Here is a 477-nt window from a genome sequence, read left to right as displayed (position 1 = left end):
GACCACGTTGGCTGACGGAGCCGGATGACCCTGCGAAAAAAGGGGATGTCCCATACCATTGTAAGGTTCCGGAAGTTCGGAGGACTGGATTCGGGGGAAAGACGGTTGACGTGACCCAAGGAGAGCTTATCGTCCCCAGAAACCATGGTAAACCCGGCTCAAGATCGGTAAGATCAAGAGAGGGGCTAAGGGTGGTAAGCAGTCAGAAGAAGGGATAGTAGTGAAGAAGTTTGCCGGAAAGGCCGCAAAGGCAAACGAATCGGTACCTGGTTGCCGATGCGAGCGACGACCCAAAAGGCGGCGACTCGGCGCGAAGCCCGAACTGGTGGAAGACGAGAGATGAAAGGGAGGCCATGTGCCAGACAGGAGCCGGCGAGCTACGATGTGCGAAGACCCGGGGACTGAACAAAAGGAGAAGCCGTCTGGGGCGAGTACCGACAGGGACGTGGAGATTGCCGCAAGGCTACGCGCCATGGA

The sequence above is a fragment of the Paenibacillus sp. 598K genome (assembly GCF_003851045.1).
Lineage (GTDB): Bacteria > Bacillota > Bacilli > Paenibacillales > Paenibacillaceae > Paenibacillus_D.
Note: the sequence above shows the minus strand (reverse complement) of the source record.